The sequence below is a fragment of the Chitinophaga sp. HK235 genome (genome assembly GCF_018255755.1).
Lineage (GTDB): Bacteria > Bacteroidota > Bacteroidia > Chitinophagales > Chitinophagaceae > Chitinophaga.
In genome coordinates, this window is the sequence record NZ_CP073766.1 from 7,677,339 (window position 1) to 7,692,907 (window position 15,569).

Sequence of the window (15,569 nt, forward strand, 5' to 3'; positions counted from 1 at the left end):
ACAATATTTGTATACTCTTTACCAATAACTGCAAGATAAATTGATTGTTTGTAAATAGATTGTCAGAAAACAGGCCAATGCAGCCTGGGTACTGATTTAAGCCCTAATTTACTTGACAGTTTTAGTACTGGTCCACAACGAATGAAGAGCATGAATTGTCTGAAGAAAACTGAGCATTGAAAAAAAAGCGTTGTTATTCTATCCTTTGATTTGTTAGTCGCGGGCCGTGTGTAGTTAGCTTCTAAATTTTTATGTCAACCAAAATTTAAATTGATTTATCCGTTCTTCTTACTTAATGCTGATAATGTATTGTTTCAATGATCTTTTCCTTGCGGGAATTAAGCTGCATCTTTTTTCCTAAGGGGAGGGAGATATTTCGGATTCCAGTGCACAGGATTTAACCAGTGAATAAATGAAAAACAAGTTGTGCGAGCGTCCTGCATAACCTCTTCCCATCAACCAAAAATCAATAACATGTCAACACTCTTTTTCCCTGACCACATTCGTGGCAGTTAAACTGTATCTGCACGGCATGCAGATGTAACTTTTTATGAACTATAGTTTGCTGTACGCTCGCCCTGTCATCACAGGGTGTGGCTGCTTATTGCCTGCTGAGTTCATAAAATCCTCCACCTGACAGGCTTGTTATATACAAGCGAAAAGCGCTGCAGCAGCAGGGCCTGGCCGTGCTATGCCTATTGTCAACTACATCAACCAAAAATCAGTACAATGTTTAAGAAACTTTTATACGCTTTAAGCTTGTTGTGTCTTGCGCTATCCCTGCAGGCACAGGACCTGAAGGTAACGGGTATCGTCAGGGACGAAACCGGTTCGCCGCTTCCGGGTGTCACCATCATTGAGAAAGGGCTTTCATCCAATGGTACCACCTCAACAAGCAATGGTATCTTCACCATCACATTAAAGGGATCATCAAAAACACTGTTGTTCTCCTTTATTGGTTACCTGTCACGCGAAGTGAACGTAAGCGGCAGGAACAACGTGAATATCACCATGTCGGCTGACTCCAAATCACTAAAAGACGTAGTGGTGATCGGCTACCAGGAGGTATCCCGTAAAAAGAATACCGCTGCCATTGCCAGCGTAAAAGGGGATGTGATCAAAGACATCCCGGCACCTAGCTTCGATATGTTGTTGCAGGGCCGTGTAGCTGGTGTGAATGTGCAGAACTTTTCCGGTGAGCCGGGTGCACGCAACAGCTTCGTAGTAAGAGGCAATACCTCCGTGCTCAGAGGCTATGATGCCGCCAGGGCCGTCAGTTCACCACTCTTCGTGATCGATGGTATCCCTACCACCACCGATGATATCAGCCAGCTTAGCTACGGACAAGGTACCAATACAAACCTGCTGGCCGGTTTGAATCCGAACGATATCGAATCCATTGACGTACTGAAAGATGCTTCTGCCGCTGCGATCTATGGCTCCAGGGGCTCCAATGGTGTGATTATTATCAAAACAAGAAAAGCACAAGCCGGAAAAGCGCAGTTCAATTTCAGCACCTACCATGGTATGTCTGAACAGCGTAAGCTCACTGAACTTGTGACCGGTGCTGAAGAGCGCAGAATGAAACTGGATGTGCTCAACCAGTACAATCAATGGGAAGATAATTACAAATTGCCGCAGATGCTTACCGACAGCCTCAACCCGACATTCAACAATAACACTGACTGGCAGGGGCTTTTCTATCAGCGGGGGATGATCCACAACTATGACATGTCTATTTCCGGAGGTGCAGAACTGGTGAACTACCGTGTGAGCCTCGGTCACTATAACGAAGAAGGTATCCTGAAAAATACAGGTTTCAAAAGATACAGCATGATCTCCAATGTGAGCATGCAGATCACGCCGAAACTTAGTAACCGTACGATCTTCCGGCTGTACCGGACAGACCGTCCGCGCTCTGTGAACGAACGTACTGGTGGAAACTTCTCCTTTAAAAGTGATGCGCTGCCCTCTTCCTTTTACAGGCTCACCCCTGGCGGTGAAGAGTTCCTGGTGGGCAACAGCCGCAAAATGGACAAGAACATTAACAACAGCATGCAGCTAAGCACCGTGTTCAACTACGTGATCCAGCCATCACTGTTGTTTAATACCACCGTTTCATATGAGACGTCAAATTCCAACCGCGACTACTATTCACCAGCCGTCGTGAGAGACAACGGCTTTGGCTATGCTTCTTCCTTCGCAGACAAATCCGAACACCTGACCATCTATAACACCCTCGAATACACGAAAAAGCTGGGGCAACATACCCTGAACCTGATCGGTGGCCAGAATATGGAGTACAACGCTTACCGCAATACCTATGCAGATGCCGACTTCATTGCGAGCGACTATGTAAATACGGTAAACACCGCCAACAAGAACTTCAGTACTGCCAGTTCAGCCTTCCAGGAATATGGCCTCCAGAGCCTGTTCGCAAGGGTAAACTATGACTTCAAAGCAAAATACCTGCTGTCAGCCGTATTCAACGCTGATGCTTCTTCCAAGTTCGGTAAGAACAACCGCTGGGGCTATTTCCCTTCCGTATCAGCAGGCTGGATCATCAGTGATGAATCCTTCATGAAAGGAACCAGCAACTGGCTCAGTTACCTGAAGATCCGCGGCAGCTACGGTATTACAGGCAGCCAGCCACAAGAGAATTATCTCGGCTACAACACCTACACTGTAAATGCCGCCAAGTTCGGGGATAAGGACAACTCACCGGCTACCACCTATAATGGCGGCTCTGTGATCATCCCCAACTATTCAAGCGGTATTGCACAACGCAGCCTTTCGTGGGAACAATCCATACAAAGCAACCTCGGACTGGAAGCTACCTTCTTCAAAGACCGCATCCGCCTGACAGTAGACGCTTACTCCCGTGGTACCAGCCGTGGCTTCTTTGATTACAGACTACCGATATATAGTGGTTATGACCTGGCCAAGACGAATGCCATCGGTATCCGCAATGCAGGTGTGGAGCTGATGATCAACAGCAAAAACCTGTCGGAAAAAAGCGCCGTACAATGGTTCACTGATTTCAACATTTCCTATAACCAGAACGTCATCACCAGTCTGCCTAACGGCGGCAGAAGCCTGATCGTATCTTACAACGGCGGCGCCTATGGCTTCGACTATCTGCTGGATGTGGGTAAACCTGTCAACCAGATGTTCGTATTTGAAAACAGAGGCGTTTACTCCAAAGACTCCGACGTGCCTTTCAACTACATTACAGGCCAGCCGCTGAAAAATGTGGTGGGCGTGGCTTACAAAGCCGGCGACCCGATTATCGTGGACCAGGTAGGTAACTTTAATATCAAAGGACCGATGGACCAGATCGTAGGCGGCGACCCCAATCCGAAGTATACCGGTGGTATTAACAACACGATTTCTTACAAAGGGTTTTCTTTTTCATTCTTTCTCACTTTCACCATGGGGCGCCAGATACTGAATGCATACAAGATCCGTCGCTATGTGAAACTGTTCGACGGCAGCGGCGACGATGGCGAAAACAACCTGGCAAGAGGTGCACTCTTCGATCTGAGCAAAGTGAACTACTGGAAGAAACCGGGTGATGTCGCTGATATCCCTTCCCTCTCCCTGCGTTCGGCAGACCGTGATTATCATTATGCCTGGCTGGATGGCTCCACCATGTACATCGAGAATGGCTCCTATTGCCGCCTGAAGAACATCAGTCTTAACTACTCCTTTAATCCGCGGGTACTGAAAACGCTGCGCCTCAATCGCCTGCGTGTGTATGGCATTATGGATAATGTATTCACGCTGCAGAGATCCACTATCCCGGACGCAGAAGCCGTGAATGCCTATGGTATTTATGATGGCGACGGGTATCCCATCCCAACAAAATTCACACTGGGAATTGATCTGGGCTTTTAACGTTTAAAATGAAAAAGATATGAAACGAATCCATATAATTGCCTGCCTGTTATGCATGATCATACTGGGGATGTCCTGTAAAAAAGTGCTGGAGCTGAATCCCCGGGAAACGCCGTCCAGCGGTGTTTACTGGCAGAATGAAAACGATGCGCTCGCAGGCCTGCTCGGCGGTTACTCGCTGCTGCGTGATGCCCTCACCGACCAAAACCGCTACTACGTATACGGTGATGCGCCCTGTAATACGTTCCTGATCACTTATGGCAGCGACTATGATATACACCAGCTGCGTGACGGTTCCTTTGATGGTGTATATTACGGAGGTCTCGATAATCTCCAGGACTGGACACCGTTCTATAAAGCGATTGCACAGGCTAACCTGCTGATCAAAAAAATACCTGCCATTCCTGCCACCGCGTTTAAGGTACAGGAAAGGAAAAACTATTTTCTCGGTGAAGCTTATTATCTCCGCGCGTTCAACTATTTCTTTATTTCAAAGGTGTGGGGAGATGTGCCGCTTGTTACAGATGCCGTGGAAGATGTGTCAGAAGCCAGGAACTATGGCCGGGAGGCGCAGCAGAAAGTCCTGGAACAGGCTATCGCCGATCTGGAACAGGCCAAAAAACTGCTGCCGGTAACAACTGAAAATACCGGTGACCGTGGTATCAGGGCCAGCCTCGCCACTGCATTGGCGCTGGAAGCACATATATACGCCTGGATGGGCAACTATGCCAAATGTGAAGAGAACACCCGCGAGATCGTGAACAATCCCGGCAAGTTTAACCTCACGTTCATCACAGACTCCGCAGAATATGTGAAGATGACCATCGGACATTCTACTGAAAGTATTTTCGAGATCAATATCAACTACAATCAGAATGAAGGCTCCAAAAAAGGTATCGCTGAAAGAACACTATACGACCCGTTCCTGGCTACCCGCAAGCCGGTAAACACAGACGATGTCCCCTGGCTCGTGAACATGGAGACCATCGGCAAAATCTACGATCGCTTCAGCAGCGACACCACCGATCTCCGCTTCAAAGTATGGTATTATGCGCTTGATAGCAGATGGCCCATGCTCAGAAAGTATACCAGCGTCATTTATAAAGATGGCGATATCAAACGTGATCCCTGGTACTCCAATAATATCCTCATCTCCCGCTTGTCAGATATCATACTGCTCCGCGCGGAAGCGCTCTTCAAACTTGGTGATGAAGCCGGTGCACGCACACTGACGGACAAGATCCGCCAACGCGCCGGTGTGGCCCCTACCAATCCCGCTCTCTCCGGTGATGACCTCTTTACTTTCATTGTGCATGAAAGAGTGAGGGAATTATATGCCGAAGGACAGACCTACTGGGACCTCTGCCGCACTAAAAAGCTGGGAGACTTCAACGACAAATTCTCAGGCGCATTCACGCAGGGCAACGCCAACTACGGCAGAACATACTGGCCTATCAACAGGAACATCTTCAAAGACAATCCATTGATGAAACAAACGTCTTATTGGAACGGAAGACTATAACCATCTAAAAAAAAGATCATGAAAAAGATCCGTAGCTATATCCTTTTTTGCTGCATCATACTGGTGGCATTCCAGTCCTGCAAAAAGGACCATATCATCGGTGGAAGCCTGCATTCCGCTAAATTCAACGGTACCACTTACGAATACCTGCATACCAACCGGCTCTTCGATACACTCATCCTCCTGATCGATAAAACAGGATTAAAAGACGAAGTGAATGCCAATAACACCACTTTCTTTGCACCTACCAATTATTGCATCTATAATTATGTGAAGAAGGTAGTGCAGGCAAGGCTGCAATTGCAGACAGGCAATGAGAACCTGGTGTTCAACTTTGACCAGCTGGATTTCCCCAGCCTGAAAGATTCATTGCGGGCCTATATCTTCCCTGGAAATATCATCCGTGATTCATTGAATAAGAACGGGACCCTATATACCGCTAAAGATGGGGAACAACGTCTCATCACACTGGAAGAAGACCCTAGCAACACTTATGTGAATGCCGGCTTCACTGACCGCCCGAAATACATCTATATCACCAAGATCTTCGGCACCCGGGATCCGGTAGATCCCGACTCCCTGGCGGCTTTGCCGGAATCACAGAGAGATGTAAAAGACATTATCCAGTCGTCGGGCATTATCACCAACAATGGGGTAGTACACGTAATAGGCAACTCACATAATTTCACTTTTGCCAAGCAACCTAAATAAGTCAGGCTATGAAATCACTCCGTCACATATACGAAAAAGGACTGCTGGCGCTGCTCGTCATCGCGGCGTTCATGTCCTGTAAAAAGGTTATCCCAGGCTATATCAGCGACCAGATCAGATACGTGGATGATACCTTCCGCGTGCCCAAAGGTACCTACTATACAGCAGATTCCCGCTCTTTCCAGGGTGATGGCACCAGTTATCCGCTAAATGTGAAACTGGTGGATATCCGCGACCTCGCTACCGGCCAATCGGTAAAGGCCTTTACCGACTCGCAGGAAATACTGGTATTCACAAAACTGTTTGATCCCAACAAGGACACCACCGTGGAGCAATTGAATGCTATCCGCACCAAACAGCGTGTTCCCCCTTTGCAGATCGTGGAGAAATCAGGACAGCTGATCGTGAATAACGGATCTATCAATATCCCCAATGGCAATTATACTTTTGATATCAGCGTATCCAATGAAAGAGGTTCGAAGATATTCAAGAATATATCAGTGCTTCAATTATACCTGGTCGAGTTCCAGGACATCAGCAAAGGCTGCGCGTGGTTCAAGAACAATACCACCACCAGCGGTGATATCGGCTCACCGGGCGTAACATATAAGAAGCTGTCCAACGATGGGTTCCGTGTGATCCTGAAGATCACGGACAAAAATGGCACACCGTTCAACCCGAAAACAGGAGAACTTATCAAACGTGGCGACAGACCGCTGTTTGAAAGCTATTCCCGTTTCCATCCGGTACAATACACCGACACTACCATGATCTGTGATTTTGAGGTAACGCCTTTCCCACTAAAGGAAGTGCCGGGATATGGTTATCTTATGTATTACAGGATACCCAGCGACTTTGTGCAGATAGATCCCGGTGTAGCACCTACTACTGACCCTATCTACAGTGTGAACCCGAGATTTTCATTCAGACTATTGGTTCCGGGTACTTATGAAGTGACCGTCAAAGTGCCGAAAGTCACCAGAAAAAGCAGTTGATATTTAAAAAAAAACGAGGGCTGACCCAAAAGTAACTTTTACTTTTGGGTCAGCCCTTATAACTTATCCTACTCCTTCATCTCCTCATATCAATCTCCACCCATCAGGAGCATCAGCAAAATCACATTCATCGCCGTTATTTTTCGCGGACGCTAACAGAAATATGTCTGTCTTTTTTCCTTTCTTCATCGGGGGCGTCAGCAGCGGCTTTGGCAAATTGGGAACCGTAGCCTTCGGCGCCGAGCAGTTGTGCAGGGTCTGTTTTCGCGTTTTTGAGGGCTGTTTCTACTGCCATAGCGCGTTCCTGGGAGAGTTTGAGGTTTTGGGTACTGTCGCCGGTACGGTCGGTATAGCCACCGATTTTAATTTTTGTTTTCGGGAAGGCTTTGAGGATGGCGGCGATGTTACCTACCTGTTTCATACTTTCTTCGGTGATTTGTGCGCTACCGGTTTTGAAGTTGAGGTCGTCGAAGTCGAACCATACATCTTTGCTGGCGGGGCGGGTATTATCTTTCAGGAAGGTCACCAGCTGGTCTTCGATACCACCTTTATAGGCCTGGAGGACGCTACCGTCGGGCAGTGATACCTTGATGCTTTCACGATTTACGGGGCCACCTTCTGTAACATGGGAAGCGGAGGAGTCGGCCAGCTGACTGGTGGTGATGCTATCGGTGACTACGGTATTTTCGTGTTTGCCGCCACCACAGCCCTTCATCAGGTACCACAGCAATGCAATGGCTACGAGAATCAGGACGAGTGACAATAACCAGCGGCTGCCGCCGCCTTGTTTTGCGCTGCTCATGGCATGGGTTGCAGCGCCTATACCGGCACCACCTATGCCGGCAGCGATGCCACCCAGTTTCTTGCCCAGGTCGCCCAGACTGGAGAGTCCTAACAGACTGGCGATATTCAGGCCGCTCGGAACGGCATTCAGAATACTGTCTTTTTGTGTATTGAGAAAAGAAAGAAATGAGTTGGGGGTGAGGTTGTTCTGTGCAGCATATTGACCGGCAACGCCCAGTGTGGCTGGTGCAGCTGTTTGCAACAGTGTGCTGGCAGATGACTCCTTGATACCGGCAAAAGAAGATAACATACCGGTGATGGAGCCGATCTTGTCTCCGAAAAGATTACGCAGAAGGTCTGCTCCCTTGGTTAGCAGGCCAGTGCCACCACCTAGAAGCGCTCCGCTTACGGCAGATGGGTTTGCATCGCCGGCTACTCCCTTTATCATATTCAGCAGGCCGCCGGCATCAGCTCCCGAACCGGCTTTGTTCAACAGCCCTGCTAACACCATCGGTACAATCCCACTTAATGCTTTTTGTATGCCGCCCTCACTTTCTCCTAATTGTGAGGAAGCCTGACTGACAACATTACTGTTAAAAATACTTTTTGCACTTTCAAGTAAGTCAAATGACATAATTGTAGGGTTTAATGATGAAGAAAATAAGCGTGGAAAAGATTGGAACACAACAACCCTATAACATTTCCGGCTTCAAGGTTGTTTGATTTTCTACCATAAAACTTGGCAGCTCAGCCATTTTTTTGTACCTTCGCCCTGCTTAACGCAAAAAACCGACTGTTTAAACGTGCCTTCCGAGCACTCCGCATTACGCTATAACAGTCAATATTTATTGGTAATTGATCATTTGTCGGGCCATTTCGCACCCGGTTTTCCTTTCCCGCTTACTGTCGATAGTACAGTGGCATGCTCATAGGTCCCCTATGTCGCCCGGAAAAAGATCAGCTTAAACATATTAAATAATTAATGACTATGATTAAATCATTGCATTGGTTGTTGCTATGCTTACTGCTCCTCTTGCCTAGTTTGGTTATTGTTGCACAGGATAGTACGGAAACCAGAAAAACAGATAAACCCACCTTCCACGTAGGAGGCGCACTGCGCTTCAATTATAACCTGTCGTCCTGGAAAAAGGAACAGGTGAAACGGGGTGGTGACTTCGGTTTGGACATGTTCCGCATCAATGCTGATGCCGCCTGGAAAAAACTGTCTCTCCACGCAGAATACCGCTTTTATTCGAAAGATTTCGGCGGCAGCTTCCTCAAGGAAGGTTACGTGCGCTATCAATTCAACGATAGCACGCAGGTAGACATCGGCCTTACCCAGGTTCCCTTCGGCAACCTCACCTACAATTCCCACAGCTGGTTTTTTAACCTGTCCTATTATGTAGGTAAGGAAGATGATTATGATATGGGCATAAAGTTCCAGCGCCGCAGCAACCGCTGGTTATATCAACTGGCTTTCTTTAAAAATGCAGAAGAGCTCAATTTCGGGGATAAGTCTGAAACAGACCCCGGCCGCTATTCCTACGATGTGGCCGGCCGCAATAAGGAAGTCAACCAGGGAAATGCCCGCGTGGAATATTTCCTGCATAAAAACAATAGTATAGGCGCTTCTGTTATGCTGGGGGGACTCTACAACATCCCCTCCGGAAACATGGGCAGCCACTGGGCTGCTGCCATACATAGCAACCTCAACATGGATCGATGGAACCTCAAACTCCAGTCTATGTACTACCGCTACAACGTGGCCGATTCAGCACAGCTGGCTAACTATATAGACATGGCCGCCTATGGCGCTGCCTACCGCGTGGCTGCAGAAGCTTTTCTGCACACCGTATCACTTTCATACACGCAGCCTGTACACTGGGGGCCCATCAGCACACTCACTTTTTATAACGACTACTCCTATATGCAGAAGCCGGCCAGCGGATTTCAAAACTCTCAGATGAACGTACTCGGCTGTATGATTACCGCCGGCCATGTGTTCTCTTATCTCGACTGGGCCGCCGGAAAAAATCATCCCTGGCTTGGGCCGGTATGGAATGAAGCACTCGCCACCGGTACCCCGGATGCCCGCTGGCACAGCCGTCTTAACCTGAACATCGGGTACTATTTCTGATATACGCACCATGCGTCTTTCGTAAACCTAAAAACAAGATGATGCCTAAACTGAAAATAGAAAACCTCACCCTTATCTTCGGTCGTGAACAGCATGAAGCGCTGCAACTACTGGAGCAGGGGAAGTCCAAAGCAGAAATACTGGACCGCACCGGCAGCACCGTGGCGGTCAAAAACGCCTCCTTCGATATCGAAGCTGGTGAATTCTTTGTGATCATGGGCCTCTCCGGCAGTGGTAAATCCAGCCTCCTCCGCTGCCTCAACCGCCTGATTGAGCCCAGTGCCGGCAATGTCATGCTCAATGGCGTAGATATCACCGCACTGCCCGATGCTGCACTGCAGGAAGTACGCCGTAAGGAAATATCCATGGTATTCCAGAAGTTCGGACTCCTGCCACATCGAACCGTCCTGGAAAACGTAGCCTTCGGACTGGAGCTGCAAGGCATACCTGCGGCCGAACGCCTCGAAAAGGCACGTAATGTGACCAGCCTCGTAGGTTTGAAAGGCTATGAAAACATGCTGCCATCCGAATTGTCCGGTGGTATGCAACAGCGGGTGGGCCTGGCACGTGCGCTCGCCAACGACCCCGAAGTACTCCTCATGGACGAAGCCTTCTCCGCCCTCGATCCCCTCATCCGCACCCAAATGCAGGATGAACTGCTCGATCTGCAGGAGAAAATGCATAAGACGATCGTCTTCATCACCCACGACCTCGATGAAGCCATCCGCCTCGGCGACCGCATCGCCATTATGAAAGACGGAGAAGTCATTCAGATCGGTACACCGGAAGAAATACTTACGGCACCGGCCAACGATTACGTCAGCTCTTTCGTGGAAAAGGTAGACCGCAAGGCTATCATCACTGCATCCTCTCTGATGGACACCAAGCCCACTATGGCCGTATTCCGTAAAGACGGTCCTGAAGGAAGCCTCCGTAAAATGAGAGCCACTGGCCTCGACATCCTTCCGGCCGTCACCATCGATAAACATTTCCTCGGTTTTGTTTACCTGCGTGAAGTACTCGAAGTGAAAAAACGCGGTGATAAAACCATCGAAGCCGCCATCCATCGTGATGTGCCCGTGGCAAACCCCGATATGACCGTAGAACAAATGCTACCCTTTATCGCGGAAACCGATAAACCCGTGGCGGTAGTGAACCCCGACAATAACAAGCTTCTGGGGCTTATTTCCCAGACTTCCCTGATTATCGAAACTACCGGTAGTCAGGCTAACACACAAGCATAAACGAAAAATTGTATGATTAAAATCGGAAAATATATTGAACAGTTCATTAATTGGCTCACACACAATTTCGGCCCCTTCTTCAAGGTGGTGAAATCTGGTGTGGAATCAATGGTGGACGGTGTTTTATGGCTGTTCTCCTTTCTGCCCTTTTATGTGGTCATCGCCCTGCTGGCTGTACTGGCCTGGAGAAGGGCAGGGTGGGGCGTAGGAGTGGTTACCGCACTGGGACTGACGCTCATCTATTCAATGGGATACTGGGTGCCTACGATGGAAACCCTCTCCCTGATACTCGTATCTGCCTTTATTGCTCTCCTGATAGGTATTCCCTTGGGTATATGGGCCGCCAGAAGCCAAACAGCCGGTAAGGTGATGCGTCCGCTGATGGACTTTATGCAAACGATGCCGGCCTTCGTATACCTGATACCGGCGGTACTTTTCTTCGGACTGGGGAAAGTACCGGGCGTATTTGCCACTATCATCTTTGCGATGCCTCCGGCCGTAAGGCTTACCACCCTGGGTATCAGCCAGGTGCCGGAAGATATTGTGGAAGCTACCCGCTCTTTTGGGGCTACACCCCGGCAGTTGCTGTTTAAAGTAGAGCTGCCCCTGGCGCTGCCTACTATCCTGGCTGGGGTCAACCAAACCATTATGATGTCGTTGTCAATGGTGGTTATCTCCGCTATGATTGCCGCCGGCGGTCTGGGAGAAACAGTGCTCAAAGGCATCACACAGCTGAAAATCGGCCTGGGCTTTGAAGGTGGTATCGCGGTGGTGATACTGGCCATCATCCTGGATCGTATCACACAGTCATTCGGTAAAAGGAAACAGAAAGAAAAACGCTAAAAACAGACATATGAAAAAAATCTTCATCCTCGGACTGGCAGCAGTCATGCTTGTCCTGGCCGCCTGTCAGCAGAACGGGAACCAGAGCGAAAAAAGAATAACCATCGGATATGTTAACTGGGCAGAAGGCGTGGCAATGACTCAGCTGGCCAAACACCTGCTGCAGGAGAAAGGTTATACGGTTACCCTTAAAAATGCAGACGTAGCACCCATCTTCGCTGCCGTGGCTGGTGGCGATGCAGACGTGTTCCTCGATGCATGGATGCCCGTTACCCATAAAACCTACATGCAAACATTCGGCGACAAAATCACCGTGCTCAATACAAACTACGACAGTGCCAGAATAGGACTGGTAGTGCCCGACTATGTGAAAGCTCGCACTATCGAAGACCTGGCCAAAGAAAAAGCCTCCTTCGGCGGTAAAGTAGTAGGCATCGATGCCGGTGCCGGTATCATGACCAAAGCTGAAGATGCTATCCGCGAATACAACCTGGGCTACCAGTTGCAGTCATCCAGCGAAGCGGCCATGATGGCTACCCTGAAGAAAAGCATCGATGAAAAGCTGCCAATAGTGGTTACCGGATGGGAACCCCATCATATGTTTGCACGATTTAAACTTCGTTTCCTGGAAGATCCCAAAAAAGTATTTGGCGAAACAGAAAAGATTCAAACGATCGCCAACAGTGAATTTACGGTGAAGGACACCACTGCAGTCAACTTCTTCCGGAAATTCAAACTGAACAGTGAACAACTGAGCTCACTGATGAACGTGATGGCAGACGCAGACGGAAAAGAAGATGTTGCTATCAAAAAATGGATCAGCGAGCACAAAGCACTCGTGAAAGAATGGATGTAATGAATGTTTTGAAACAACATAGCCCAGGGCTTTAGCCCATTTCCGGCCTCCTTCCCAAGTAGTTTGATCCAATATAGCCCAGGGCTTTAGCCCTGGGATTTTTAAATGATCAGCTGCTGCTGATTTCTGAAGATGGTCAGATTCACTGGCCAGCTATTACCACGGGCCATGATTGCCAGCAGCGCCGCTACGTTAGGTACCGGTGTAGTACCTGCTTTTAAGATCACATCTCCTGCCTGCAAGTGATACCTGAAGCTGGCCGGTACACTTACTACATATACACCGTTGTTGTCAGGTAAACCGGCTGCAGAGCGCTCTCCCAGTGTTTCAATATTTTTGATCCGGGCACCGCTCCAGTTGGTGGTGGCTGATGACAACAGGTGTTGCTGTGCCAGCACTGGCAGCGGTGCCTTTTTCGCAAGCCGCCGAAGTTGCGGAGATACAACACCAAAACTATCCATGCGGAAATTATGAAAACCTGTCCGTAAAGCAGGAGAGGACGGTATTACGCGATAATCCCCGCCTAAAGGGTTTACAAAACCAGGGCTGCCTGCGAGAGAATGTTTGTCGGTGCCGGAAGGCATGGCAGCACTGTCAGGAAAACAGTTATAATCGATCTCATCGCCCCAATACCGGATACCAATAGGTTTATAAGCTGCCGTTACAAGGTTGTGGCGGAAAACATCATGACTGTTGGCAAACCATACATGCGGATGAAAGGAATTGTTGAGGATTACATTGTTTTCTACTGTTCTGTAAAAACCTTCCCGCAGTTTTAATCCGCCGTTAAGACATACGTTGTTGTAAATATGATAGTTGGTGGAACCATCGTCCAGGTCTATGTCCCAGCCGTGATCACAGCGGAAGCGGTTGTCGTGCAGGCGGATGGTATGAATCGCATCCAGTCTGATCAGCCAGGGATGGGCTGCCACAAGACTATCCATGATCTGGCGGTCGGGATGCCAGTAGCGGTCCCGGCCCCAGGAGTTAAAAGCACCGTGGTCGCCGGTTTCCAGTACCGTATTAAATACATCATTGTATGCAATCTCATGCCCGCCCCAGGTACCTTCACTCACGTTGATGCCTGCACGTGGTACATCATATATAGTATTGTGTGATACCGTGATGTTCATGGCCATCGACAACTGTATGCCGGCAGTCTGTTTTTCGATGGTGCCGGTACGGTAGATCAGATTATCGTATGCGATGCAGGAGTCCGGATAATGGCTTGTTTGCGGCCCGGAAACGGTGTCAATGGATGCCAGCGGTTGTGACTGGTTGTACTCAAACAGTGGTGAACGCACAGCATCGGGGTTACCTACAAAGCAGATACCGCTGCCGCCTGCATCATGAATATGGCATCCGGAGATCAGCGTATGCCGGTTGTAATTACTTACAAATACGGCGTTACCGCCATTGTGGTCAAACTCACAGGCCCGGATGCTACAGTTTTCTGTGCCGTCCAGCAAAACGGTACCGCCGCGATAGATGGTCCAGTCGCTGCGTAGCAGCGGTTCCCGTGTATCCATAAACGTGGGAGCCGTATGAGCAAAACGGAGTCCTGTTATCGCTGCATTCCTTACCGGAGCTCCGGCTGTACCTTTCAGGGCAATTACCGTAGGTAGCCGGGAAACCACCACCCTGGCGGAAGACAGCCGGGTACCGGGAGCTGGTTTATAATACAGTGTTTTATGTGGTTGGTCGTAATACCATTCGCGGACGGTATCCAGTTCTTCAAAAATATTCTCTACAAACCGGTGCTGGGGGTGCATGCCCATCTGCCGGTTATTCTGATAGCCTCCTTCCAGCTGAAGCGTGAGGTCGGGATTGACGCCCTTGATACGATAATGATAGCCGCCCCATTCTCCTTTATGTAAGGCATGTACATAACCACCTTCCGGATGCTGCCATGTTTTAACTCTTTCAGGGCTGAGAGCGTCTGCAGCGCTGCCATTATAATGACGGGCACTGCTGTCGTAGTTGGGATAGCGGGCACGTATCTGCAGCTCATCGTTGATATATAATTGATCGAAGGTATAGGGCAGGTCCAGCGTGGCCTTGTAAATACCATTCTTCCAAAGGCTCCATTTTACCTGTATGGGCTGCCCTCCGCTTAAAGTGACCTTGTCTTCGGGATGAAGTTTGCTGAATAAAATATGTCCCTCTCCGTTAGTCAACGCTGGCGTAATCACCAGGGTGGTATCAAAATAATAGTTCCCTGGTTCAATAAATACTACAGAGAGTTTTTTATCGGGATACTGGGCTCGTTTCCGGACCAGCGCTTGTTGTAAGTCGGCCGGCGTATATGCATTGCCGTGTTTTTTGGTGCTTACCCGCACCAGTATGGTGTCTTTCCTGATCTGTTCCTGCGCGCTGATAGTTTGGGTACTCCATACCGCCAGTAGCAGGGCATGGGCTAGAAATGTTTTCATCCACACAATATACAATGTTGTGGCTGCGGGGTTAATGCAATTTTAGCAGTTAATGGGCTTATCTTCTGCTAAAAATGCAGAAAGCTTCTGCGTAATATGTCATAATTTCCGGAAAACAACATTGGTTCAGGGTTTGTTAATAAGAAAGC

The 15,569-nt window shown here is 48.8% G+C and carries 10 protein-coding genes; 8 read left to right on the forward strand and 2 right to left on the reverse strand.

Going from position 1 to position 15,569, the window contains the following annotated elements; translation table 11 throughout:
- Positions 1-729: 729 nt before the first annotated feature.
- The 4 genes from KD145_RS29560 to KD145_RS29575 are packed head-to-tail and all read left to right on the forward strand — an operon-like array spanning position 730 to position 7,125.
- Positions 730-3,897: a SusC/RagA family TonB-linked outer membrane protein gene (locus KD145_RS29560; RefSeq protein WP_212003402.1), complete on the forward strand. Its 3,168-nt coding sequence runs from the start codon at positions 730-732 to the stop codon at positions 3,895-3,897.
- Positions 3,898-3,916: 19 nt separating this feature from the next.
- Positions 3,917-5,419, forward strand: a complete 1,503-nt coding sequence (locus KD145_RS29565) for a RagB/SusD family nutrient uptake outer membrane protein (protein WP_212003403.1) — start codon at positions 3,917-3,919, stop codon at positions 5,417-5,419.
- 18 nt (positions 5,420-5,437) lie between these two features.
- On the forward strand, positions 5,438-6,130 hold the full coding sequence (locus KD145_RS29570; protein WP_212003404.1) for a fasciclin domain-containing protein: 693 nt from the start codon (positions 5,438-5,440) through the stop codon (positions 6,128-6,130).
- Between the two features lie 8 nt (positions 6,131-6,138).
- Positions 6,139-7,125: a DUF5007 domain-containing protein gene (locus KD145_RS29575; RefSeq protein WP_212003405.1), complete on the forward strand. Its 987-nt coding sequence runs from the start codon at positions 6,139-6,141 to the stop codon at positions 7,123-7,125.
- A 136-nt stretch (positions 7,126-7,261) separates the two neighbouring features.
- On the opposite strand, the gene KD145_RS29580 is transcribed toward KD145_RS29575, so the two are convergent.
- Positions 7,262-8,542: an OmpA family protein gene (locus KD145_RS29580; RefSeq protein WP_212003406.1), complete on the reverse strand. Its 1,281-nt coding sequence runs from the start codon at positions 8,540-8,542 to the stop codon at positions 7,262-7,264.
- Positions 8,543-8,941: 399 nt separating this feature from the next.
- Between KD145_RS29580 and KD145_RS29585 the strand changes: the two genes are divergently transcribed.
- Genes KD145_RS29585 through KD145_RS29600 form a run of 4 tightly spaced genes read left to right on the forward strand, consistent with a single transcriptional unit; the run spans position 8,942 to position 12,988 of the window.
- Complete coding sequence (locus KD145_RS29585) at positions 8,942-10,045, forward strand: hypothetical protein (RefSeq protein ID WP_212003407.1); 1,104 nt, start codon at positions 8,942-8,944, stop codon at positions 10,043-10,045.
- Positions 10,046-10,083: 38 nt separating this feature from the next.
- Positions 10,084-11,289 (forward strand): glycine betaine/L-proline ABC transporter ATP-binding protein, encoded by a 1,206-nt coding sequence (locus tag KD145_RS29590; protein ID WP_249219622.1) that lies wholly within the window; start codon positions 10,084-10,086, stop codon positions 11,287-11,289.
- A gap of 12 nt (positions 11,290-11,301) precedes the next feature.
- Positions 11,302-12,132: a proline/glycine betaine ABC transporter permease gene (locus KD145_RS29595; RefSeq protein ID WP_212003408.1), complete on the forward strand. Its 831-nt coding sequence runs from the start codon at positions 11,302-11,304 to the stop codon at positions 12,130-12,132.
- A 10-nt stretch (positions 12,133-12,142) separates the two neighbouring features.
- The gene (locus KD145_RS29600) at positions 12,143-12,988 is read left to right on the forward strand and encodes a glycine betaine ABC transporter substrate-binding protein (RefSeq protein ID WP_212003409.1); all 846 of its coding nucleotides are present in this window, start codon (positions 12,143-12,145) and stop codon (positions 12,986-12,988) included.
- A gap of 101 nt (positions 12,989-13,089) precedes the next feature.
- On the opposite strand, the gene KD145_RS29605 is transcribed toward KD145_RS29600, so the two are convergent.
- Complete coding sequence (locus KD145_RS29605; protein ID WP_212003410.1) at positions 13,090-15,420, reverse strand: PDZ domain-containing protein; 2,331 nt, start codon at positions 15,418-15,420, stop codon at positions 13,090-13,092.
- Between the last annotated feature and the right edge of the window lie 149 nt (positions 15,421-15,569).

Coding starts and splice junctions, on each gene's coding strand:
- KD145_RS29560 (WP_212003402.1), top strand. CDS start 730: ATGTTTAAGAAACTTTTATACGCTTTAAGCTTGTTGTGTCTTGCGCTA.
- KD145_RS29565 (WP_212003403.1), top strand. CDS start 3,917: ATGAAACGAATCCATATAATTGCCTGCCTGTTATGCATGATCATACTG.
- KD145_RS29570 (WP_212003404.1), top strand. CDS start 5,438: ATGAAAAAGATCCGTAGCTATATCCTTTTTTGCTGCATCATACTGGTG.
- KD145_RS29575 (WP_212003405.1), top strand. CDS start 6,139: ATGAAATCACTCCGTCACATATACGAAAAAGGACTGCTGGCGCTGCTC.
- KD145_RS29580 (WP_212003406.1), bottom strand. CDS start 8,542: ATGTCATTTGACTTACTTGAAAGTGCAAAAAGTATTTTTAACAGTAAT.
- KD145_RS29590 (WP_249219622.1), top strand. CDS start 10,084: ATGATGCCTAAACTGAAAATAGAAAACCTCACCCTTATCTTCGGTCGT.
- KD145_RS29595 (WP_212003408.1), top strand. CDS start 11,302: ATGATTAAAATCGGAAAATATATTGAACAGTTCATTAATTGGCTCACA.
- KD145_RS29600 (WP_212003409.1), top strand. CDS start 12,143: ATGAAAAAAATCTTCATCCTCGGACTGGCAGCAGTCATGCTTGTCCTG.
- KD145_RS29605 (WP_212003410.1), bottom strand. CDS start 15,420: ATGAAAACATTTCTAGCCCATGCCCTGCTACTGGCGGTATGGAGTACC.